Annotated in this window: 8 protein-coding genes and 1 pseudogene; 6 read left to right on the forward strand and 3 right to left on the reverse strand. The window is 51.8% G+C overall.

Annotation, left to right across the window (positions count from 1 at the left end; all coding sequences use genetic code 11):
- The 3 genes from IGR76_12585 to IGR76_12595 all read left to right on the forward strand — a co-directional run.
- Positions 1–306 (forward strand): SAM-dependent chlorinase/fluorinase (locus IGR76_12585; protein MBF2079322.1); only part of this gene is annotated, 306 nt, incomplete at its 5' end.
- A 103-nt stretch (positions 307–409) separates the two neighbouring features.
- A complete protein-coding gene (locus tag IGR76_12590; protein ID MBF2079323.1) occupies positions 410–1,099 on the forward strand; it encodes a DUF2301 domain-containing membrane protein in 690 nt (229 codons plus the stop codon).
- 53 nt (positions 1,100–1,152) lie between these two features.
- A complete protein-coding gene (locus IGR76_12595; GenBank protein ID MBF2079324.1) occupies positions 1,153–1,797 on the forward strand; it encodes a YdcF family protein in 645 nt (214 codons plus the stop codon).
- Positions 1,798–1,813: 16 nt separating this feature from the next.
- On the opposite strand, the gene IGR76_12600 is transcribed toward IGR76_12595, so the two are convergent.
- Together IGR76_12600 and IGR76_12605 are read right to left on the reverse strand one after the other, a co-directional pair.
- Complete coding sequence (locus IGR76_12600; protein MBF2079325.1) at positions 1,814–3,409, reverse strand: sodium:proton antiporter; 1,596 nt, start codon at positions 3,407–3,409, stop codon at positions 1,814–1,816.
- 196 nt (positions 3,410–3,605) lie between these two features.
- A complete protein-coding gene (locus IGR76_12605; protein ID MBF2079326.1) occupies positions 3,606–4,517 on the reverse strand; it encodes a branched-chain amino acid transaminase in 912 nt (303 codons plus the stop codon).
- Between the two features lie 879 nt (positions 4,518–5,396).
- Here IGR76_12605 and IGR76_12610 point away from each other — a divergent pair.
- From IGR76_12610 to IGR76_12620, 3 genes are all read left to right on the forward strand, one after another.
- The gene (locus tag IGR76_12610) at positions 5,397–8,285 is read left to right on the forward strand and encodes a PAS domain-containing protein (GenBank protein ID MBF2079327.1); all 2,889 of its coding nucleotides are present in this window, start codon (positions 5,397–5,399) and stop codon (positions 8,283–8,285) included.
- Positions 8,282–8,575, forward strand: a complete 294-nt coding sequence (locus IGR76_12615) for a diguanylate cyclase (GenBank protein MBF2079328.1) — start codon at positions 8,282–8,284, stop codon at positions 8,573–8,575. The genes IGR76_12610 and IGR76_12615 overlap by 4 nt, the downstream gene beginning before the upstream one ends.
- Positions 8,576–8,849: 274 nt before the next feature.
- A complete protein-coding gene (locus IGR76_12620; GenBank protein MBF2079329.1) occupies positions 8,850–9,266 on the forward strand; it encodes a two pore domain potassium channel family protein in 417 nt (138 codons plus the stop codon).
- Here IGR76_12620 and IGR76_12625 read toward each other — a convergent pair.
- Positions 9,212–9,370, reverse strand: a pseudogene (locus IGR76_12625) (transposase). The gene IGR76_12620 and the pseudogene IGR76_12625 sit on opposite strands and share 55 nt — an antisense overlap.
- Between the last annotated feature and the right edge of the window lie 50 nt (positions 9,371–9,420).

Consider the following 9,420-nt stretch of genomic DNA (forward strand, 5'->3'; position numbering starts at 1 on the left):
AACTTGCTCTTTTTTGATTCTGATACCCCGTCCGCTTGCGGCGGGGTAGTTCATTATTGCGATCGCTTTGGGAATGCCATCACCAATATTGCCGTCGATGAAGTCGGTGCGGACTGGCGAGTGGAGATTAATGGACAGGCGATCGCCCAGCACCAAACCTACAGTGATGTCCCCCCCGGAGAACTGCTCGCCCTAATTGGAAGCTACGGCTGGATTGAAGTTGCGGTCAACCAGGGCAATGCCCAAGAGCGTTTGGGCCTAACAGTAGGGACTCCCATTCAGGCCACGTTTTCTAAGAATTCGTAAAATAACACAGGGTTACACCACCGAAACAAACGGAACATCGGTATGCTAAGAGCGAACACGTTAACCTTGAGAGATAGCGCGATCGCACTTTGGAGAAAGTCCTATGGCATCCTCAGCATCCTCCCCCTCGGATTTATCCCCTGATGCTCCCGTTTATCAAGGGCAATTTGGTGAATTCGCGATTACGAGGAGCGATCGCCAAGGGGTGATCCTGTATCGAACTGGATTAGCGATCGCCGCCGTTAGTTTTGCGATCGCCACTGGCATTGTGCTTGGCATTTCGCCCTTGTCTACCGGATGGCTGACCGGAATCACGGTTTTGTATGGACTGTTTTCGCTGGGATTGGGGCTGAGCCTCTGGACCATCCATATCTACCTCCGACCGCTGCATCGGGCACTTCAAGCCTTTTGGGGGATAGGTACGATTAGCGCCCTGGTGCTGGCGATCGCCGCTCCAGAACCGTTAGCTGCCGCCGTGTTTTACCATCCAGCTTTACTCTGGGGAATGGGCTTCACCTTTGCCGCCCTAACCGGAATTTTCTTCAAGGAAGCCTTCTGTTTCGACCGCTTGGAAACCAAACTCTTAACACCGTTGGTACCCCTGCTGTTACTGGGGCACATGACCAGCATTCTAACGACACCGTGGGAGAAAGCAGGACTGGCGGTTTGGGCGATCTTATTGTTGGTTTTTGCGGCTCGAAAGTGTATTCAGCCAATCCCGCCCGATATTGGCGATAAAAGCGTTTTTGAGTATCTAGAACGGCAGCGCACGGAGATAAGGACTGAGGCATAGACACGGGGCATACTGCACAGATCAATGCCATAGAGACACACCTGATAATCCCGATGGTCTATTTCTTTCAACGCACCGAAATCTGGACACTCACTTGGCAGGGCTGGATCGTGGCGGCGATCGCCCTTAGTTTAGGCTTCATGGCCAGCATCCGATGGATTTATCCGTTTTTGGCGGTCAGCCGTCCCCTTTCCAAGGCAGACGTGGCGGTGGTGGAAGGCTGGATTCCCGATGATGTGCTGAAAACCCTGGTTGCCGACCTTCAACGTTACTCTTTAGTGATAACGACGGGGCATCCAGTCTACTATGGACGCTACTTGACTGGATACGACAGCTTTTCGGAAGTGGCTGCCGATAGCCTCGTTCTGTTTGGATTACCTGACGATGCCGTAACCCCTATTCCAAGTACCTGGGTAAAACGCAATCGCACATTTTCCTCTGCGATCGCCGTGCGGGACTGGCTTTTGCAAACCCATCCTGACATCCAGGCCGTCAACCTATACTCGATGGGGCCCCATGCTCGACGGAGTTGGCTCATCTTTCGTCGAGCGCTTCATCCCATTCAGGTAGGTATCTACACGGCTGCACCGCCGGATTATGAGCCTCAGCAATGGTGGCAAAGCAGTAGCGGCACTCGCACCGTCTTAGCAGAGGCGATTAGTTATCTTTACGCCTCTCTGGTGACGTGGACTCGCTAATCGCACCCTCAAGCCACTATGTTCCCTTCACCTCTTCCCGACCTTCTGCCTCCAAGAGAATCTGTTGCACCACAGGGGAAAGCTTCCCGTTCAGTCGTCCGGTGCGGATAAACTCAGCATAGGTGTCTGCCTCAATGGCTAAGGCTTCCGTCCGCAGTTGTTCTGCTTCTAGGTCTTTTAGTTCTGGGTTCTGCTCCTGCATATCTAAAATTTCCTGCTGAACCGTTTCCAGTTGCAGCTTGATCTGGCTAGCTTGTGATAGACAAAGGGTCGGTTCAATTTCTAAACGATCGCACTGCTGATTTAGATAAGACAAGACTCGATTCAAGGCGACCCGACGGGCGATCGCCTCCAGATATTTCTGGCGCAAGGGCTGATCCCCAAGCATATCCAGTTTTTTTAACAAAGGTTGGGTCGTGAGTCCCTGAACGAGCAGCGTGAACAGAATGACTCCGAATACCGTTGCAATAATCAAATCTCGGTCGGGAAACGCCTTCGGTACACTCAGAGCCAGCGCAATCGAAACCGACCCTCGTAAGCCCCCCCACCACAGCACGGTCTGATATTTCCAGGAAATGTCTGATCCGGCGATCGCATTGCTCAGACTGGTCAGCCCGTAGGTACTGATGGCGCGAGAAGCAATCACCGCCGCGATCGTGATCCCCACAGGCGCAAGATTGCCCCCCATGGCCTCAAACTGCACCTGATCTCCAATCAGGAGAAACACGATCGAGTTCACCAAAAACGCCAGAAATTCCCAGAACTCTGATACAACCAACCGCGTGCGCGGACTCATGCCCACCTGGGAACCGTAGTTGCCGAGAATAACCCCAACGAGAACAACGGCAATTACCCCTGATCCGCCCAATTCTTCGGCGATCGCATAGGCTCCGTAGGCTGCCACCAAAGTTAACGACTGCTCTACCAAGGGGAGGTCAAAGCGCTGGGTGAGATAGGAAATGCCAAAACCGATCAACAGGCCAACCCCAAACCCAATGCCTGCCGTGACGAGGAAACGGGCGATCGCCACCTGGATGGTGAACTCTGCCCCGTTAATGGCAAACCCGGACAGCAAACCAAACGCCACGACGGCAACCCCATCGTTGAACAGGCTTTCACCTTCCATGAGAACGGTCAGCCGCTTATCAACCCCTAACTCTCGAAACAGGGCAATCACCGAAATCGGATCTGTTGTCGATAGGCTGGCTGCGATTAATAAAGCCGTTCCGAGGGAAACCTCTGCAAACTCTTTCAGCCCGACGGTGATCCCCATAATCGAAATCAAAACGCCCAAAACCGCGTAGAGACAGATAGGAACCAGATCTTTTTTAAAGTTGCTCCAATTGACGTTCCATCCAGCCTCGAATAAAAGCGGGGGCAGGAAAATCAGCAGAATCAGATCGGGTGAAAGGTTGATCAGCCGAACATTCAGCAGCGCCAACCCCAGTCCCACAATCACAAGCAGGAGCGTGTAGGGCGTTTGACGGAGCCATCCCACAAATCGGGACAGGGTTGCTACCCCCAGCGAAACAGCTAACACAATCAAAAAGCGCTCCAGATTGAGCGCCACTGCATCTTGAGGCAAGTTGGCAAAGACAGGCGACAGCAGCATTCAGAACAGATAGGTATAGGGAGTGGGGGAGTGAAGAAGTGGGGGATCAGCAGATTGGGGAGCGGAGGATCGGCGGAGTAGAGAGTGAAGAATCGGCGGGGTAGGGAGCAGAGGGAATGTTGGAGAGTCGGTGTCAGGAAGTCGGAATTCATGCCCTCTTCACCCCTTCACCCCACTACCTCTTCACCCCATCGCCTTAGAGCGCAATCCGAAACACCCAGTCCTCATACTCTAGATTACGTCCCTCGGTGATTTCGGTCAGGGCGTGGCGCAGTTTTTCGGTGATGGGGCGATCGCTCGACAGGGTATAGTTTTCAATTTTGCGAACGGGCGTGACCTTGGCAGCAGTTCCGCTCAGGAATACCTCATCGGCAATGATCAGCTCTGACTTATCAATCGGGCGTTCCACAACGGGAATGCCCAAATTGCGGGCAATGGTGAGAACGCTGTCCCGTGTGATGCCCTCCAAAATATCTTGCTCAAATCCAGGAGTGATCAGCGTGCCATTGCGAACGATGAAGATGTTCATTCCTGATGCCTCGCTCACTTTCCCCTGGGAGTTGAGGAGGATTGCCTCATCAAACCCCGATTCCACAGCCTCAGTTTTAGCAAGGGAAGAGGTGATGTAAGCTCCGCTGATTTTGCCCCGAAGCGGAAAGCTGCGGTCTTCTTGGCGATACCAGGAGCTAATGCGGCAGGCCACCCCTTCTGGGGACAGGTAATCCCCCAACTCCAACCCGTAGACAAAGAAATCCTTTTCAACCTTGTGCAACCGGGGGGCAATGCCTAAATCCGAGGTGTACACAAACGGACGAATATAAAAGGACGTGCGGGGTTGGTTCTTCAGCACAAAATCCACAATCACCTGCTGAATGGTTTCGGGCGGTAGGTCGTACTGCAAGAAGCGCGCGCTGTTGCTCAAACGCTGACAGTGCCGATCCAGACGAAAGAGCAGGATTTGATTGTCATTTTGAGGATCGGGAATGCCTCGGAGTCCGCCAAATGCGCCCGTCCCGTAGTGCAGCGCATGAGTGGCAATGGAAAGATTCGCATCTGCGAAGGGTACAAACTGACCTTTGAAGTACGCGATGGATAAGAAATTCTGCATGGGTGCAATCGTCCTTTGAACTGTCCACTCGGCTGGGCACACAACAGGCACTCGTTGTAGCGGCTAGCATATTTCACTATAGAGGAAACTCTAACGACCGTCGCTAGCGTTTGTGCCTTGTTTTCTTTAACTCTCCAGTTTAAACCGACTTCCAGTCGAAAAACTTGCCCCAGACGGAAGACAGCGGTAAGGAATGTCGGTATCCTAATGAATGGAGAACATCCAGCCCAGTCATCAAACCTAGTGAGAGCTTGCAGTGGCGTATCCCGATTCCCCCCTCAGCGGTATGCTGAGCGGGTATGGCTGTGGCGATTCGATGCAAGCCTCCGGTACGACGACACCCTCGGTATGGGGCAGAGTGCAGCCCGACCAGTTGCCTTAGGCTAAATTCTCCCTCCCCCACCAGTCTTTTCTTTTCGTTGATTGTTGGGATTCGAATGTTTAGAGCGATCGCTGATTAGCTGATTAGCCAGGATTGAACCCATGTCTAGCATCGGCTGGTCTAGATAGTCGGCACCGGATCGTTAAGCCCCGTTCACAATTACCATCAGGAGTACAAGCTCAGGTTACGCTTTCTAAACCGAAGTAGCTGTGATGTTATTTCACTGCCAATCTCCGGGAACATTGGAGCCATTGAGGGGAATCTTCTATAAGCTCGGTAACGCGGGAACGTTTCCCCAGTTCCCAGAGCCATCCTCGTTGACGGAATCCGTTACTCGATCAGCCAAATGTCTTCTCTTCAGGTCTGTAGGGGATTCAAGCTTGTACCTACATGTTCCTTTCGTTTAGACCCCATCTGATCGGTTAGACCACACCTGACTGTAATAACAGAATACGTTGCTGGATTAAGCGGCTTGCCGTTTAAGTTGCTCAAGTTCTATGGTTTGGACGTCTATTCGTATGAGCGTAGAAACCCTACTCCGTGCAGTGCGTTGCTGGGGGCGATCGCAAGTGTCCTGGTTTAGCCATGCATTTGGTGAGAGGTCTCAAGACTTTCGTGAACTGCGAGCATTCCAGCGGATCTCGGCTCTTTCATTTCATCCTGCCTCGCTCTATTCCAACATGCAGCAAGCGGTGGATGAACTGAGTCAGATTACAGGATGCCCGACGGTGATGATGGTCGTGGTTGATGGCGATCGCCCCACCGCTATCACCTCTCAAAACTCACCCCACGATCCCGATACCCTTTTTCAACACATTTATTCCACAGTTCAAACGGTTGCCCAACACAACCATCCCCTGATTGAATCCTATGGTGACGTTAGGCGCGATTCTCCGTTCCAGACTGCGGTCTACATTCCCTTAGCGATTCGTCATCAGGGGTTAGGGGCGCTCTGCCTGATGGATCCGCCTTGGCCTACGGTGGGCGATCGCGATCTCCAGTGGCTCAGGCGCATAGCTCAGATTCTGGCGCTCAAGATTGACCATTGCCAAATGGTGCGTCGTCTAGAGGACAGTGAAGAGCGGTTCCATTTGGTGAGTCGTGCAATTAAGGGAAGTATCTACGATTGGGATATTCCATCGGGTCGGGTGCTGCGAACCTCTGGCATGACAAGTTTATTGGGGTTTCTACCAGAAGAGGTTGAGCCAACAAGGGACTGGTGGCTTGATCACGTTCATCCTGACGATCACATTAAGCTGGCTGATTTGGATTTGTTAGATCGGGACGAGTTTGAACTGGAATACCGCTTTCGAAATCGCGATGGGGAGTATGTCACGGTCTTAGATCGAGGAGTGGTACTGTGGGACAGCCAAGGCGCACCCGCGCGAATGCTGGGCTACATGATCGACATCACCCAGCGGAAGCAGATTTTGGAAGAGCGCGATCGCTTCTTCATGCTCTCAGCAGATATGCTGTGCATTATTGGCCTGGATGGCACGTTTAAGCGGGTGAACCCAGCCTGCGAGAGAATTCTGGGCTATCGTCCGTCTGAGATGGTTGGGCGCAATTATATGAACTTTATCCATCCAGGGGATCAAGCTACGACCCGTAGTGCCTTAGATGCGATGCTTCAAAATTCCGCCAAGACTGGATCGGAAACTAAACACCGCTGTGAAAACCGATATCGCTGTAAGGATGGGCGTTACAAATGGATCCAGTGGTCAGCCTTCGTCGCTGTTGAGCAAACTACAATTTACTCCGTTGGGCGGGATGTGACCGAGCAGAAGCTCGCCCAAGCTCAACTTCGAGAGCGAGATGCCCGACTCCGCAGTATTTTCGAGCAATCTTCCTTAGGAATGGCCTATTGCAGAATGGACGGTTCCTATCTAGAAGCCAATCAGCAGTTTTGTGACTTCTTTGGCTATACCGTTGACGAACTCCACACCCTAACCTTTCGAGACCTCACCCATCCTAATCACCTTGAGATCTCGGATACGAACGTCAGACAACTCCAATCGGGTGAAGTCTCATCGTTCGCGAAAGAGAAACGTTACATTCGCAAAGATGGCGCAATCGTTTGGGGCAAAGTCACGGTTTCGGCCATTCGGGATGAGGCGGGAACCCTACAATCGATGGGTATCATTCTAGAAGACATTAATGAGCGCAAACTGGCAGATGTTGCTCTTGCCGAGTCTCAACAGCGGTATAAGTCTTTGATAAATGCCATTGACGGAATTGTATGGGAGTTTGACCTATCGACGCTGCTTTTTTCCTTTGTCAGTAAAAAGGCGGAAGACGTGTTGGGGTACCCACTGGAGCGCTGGACCACGGAACCCCAATTTTGGGAAAACCACATTCATCCAGAGGATCGGGATTGGGTGGTGTCCTATTGCTGGGAATCAACTCAGGCAGGGGAAGACCATTACTTTGAGTATCGGATGATTGCTGCTGATGGTCGCATCGTCTGGTTTGAGAATGTGGTGAGTGTGATCGTCGAGCAGGGCAAGCCTATACGGTTGCAAGGTATTTTGATTGACATTGGCGATCGCAAACGCATGGAAGCAGAGCGGCAGACCGCCGAACAAGCCCTAGCCGAACAACTTCAGCGAGAACAGCTTTTTGTCGAAGTGACGCAGCACATGCGCCAATCCCTTGACCTCAATACCGTCCTCTCGACGGCTGTAGAAGATGTGCGCTGTACGCTGCAAGCGGATCGGGCGTTGATCTATTATCTGAACGAAGACCGTATTGGCCGGGTCATTCAAGAATCGGTGCGTGAGGGGTATGCCTCGGTGCTGAACACCGCCTGGGCAGATGAGTGTTTTCCAGAGGACTGCTCGGCCTTTTACCTCCAGGGACAGCCGCGTATTGTCGCTGATGTTGACACGGATGCTTGGAGCGAATGTTTAACCGACTATGCCCATGAGATGGGAATTCAGTCGAAAATTGTTGCCCCGATTCTGCAACCCGTGGATGGAGACTCCATAAGAATTTGGGGCTTGCTCTGCATCCATGCTTGTGCTGAAAAACGGGTATGGCAAATGGCGGAAGCGGAGTTGCTCCAGCATATTGCAGATCAGTTGGCGATCGCCATTCAGCAATCCGAACTTTACCATCGTTTGCAGCAGGCCAACCAAGATTTGGAATATCTTGCAACCCACGACAAACTCACCAAAATCGCGAATCGGCGCTCATTCGAAGATATCAGTCAGCAAGAGTGGCACCGCCTAGCCCGGGAACAACAACCCATATCGTTGATCATGGCGGATATCGATTTCTTCAAACAGTACAATGATACCTACGATTTCAGGTTGCTCAGGCTATTCAGACAACGCTTAAACGTCCTGGAGACTTGGTCGCCCGCTATGGAGGCTAAGAATTTGTGATTATTTTGCCGAATACGGATGTCACGGGTGCGATCGCCGTTGTGCAGGCAATTCAGGCCAGCGTGCAAGCCCTAGCGATTCCTCATATCCGATCGAAAATTAGTGATTACATCACTTTGAGTTTAGGCATCGCCAGCACCATTCCAAACATTGCCACTACGGTAGAAACGTTGCTTGCGGCGGCTGATGCGGGATTGTATAAAGCTAGGGAACGCGGTCGCAACGGGTTCGCGATTACGCCAATTGAATCGATTGACCCAATTCCTTCTCGCCGGAATTGGGTGAATTAGGCTGCATAGGCTCTGCTTGGCTTTGCCTACGTATCGAGTCTGCTCAGGATTGGGCAGGAATTTGCAGTCTTGTCGCCAAACCATCAATACAGGACGAACCTCCTGGCTATATTGGATATCAATTCAGTCGGCCAGAATAGTTACATACGCAACCCCAACCAACCGTTTTACCTGTGCAGGATTAAGGTTAGGGTCTGAATGTATGCCTGCCTACTGACCCATCCTGCCTGTCTACAGAACATCGTTGCGTGAGGGGCGATCGCCATGGCTTCAAATGGATAGTTTTATCAAACACGAATCGTTTCGCCGCGTCCTGACTGGAAGTCTATTCTTCGCCCTAACGATCATCATTGCGGTTACAGGCTACACCCTCGCAGGATGGAGCTTGCTGGATGCCATCTACATGGTGGTGATCACCATTTTTGGAGTGGGTTATGGTGAAGTGAATCCGATTACCTCTCCAGCACTCAAAGTCTTCACCATGATGGTGATTATTGGAGGCACCTCGTCAGCCGTGTATATCGTGGGTGGATTCTTGCAAATGGTGACCGAGGGCGAAATTTACCGCGCATTTCATGAGGCACGTATGACAAAAGGCAATGAACTACCCCGCCGCAAGCGGACGGGGTATCAGAATCAAAAAAGAGCAAGTTGCTCATCTCGGTGCAACTGGAGATACTCATTGCCTTGATTCTTGACGTACTTGGCAATCATTCCTTCATCTCCATGCTGGCCTACCGTACTCGCAAAGTATCCGTCGCTCCAAAACTCTCCACCCCATAATTGTTTCGTAATTGGTCACAGCAAGAAGCACACCGTATTGAGAATAAGGCGTTTCCTTCAGT

It is taken from the genome of Synechococcales cyanobacterium T60_A2020_003 (genome assembly GCA_015272205.1).
Classification (GTDB): Bacteria; Cyanobacteriota; Cyanobacteriia; order RECH01; family RECH01; genus JACYMB01.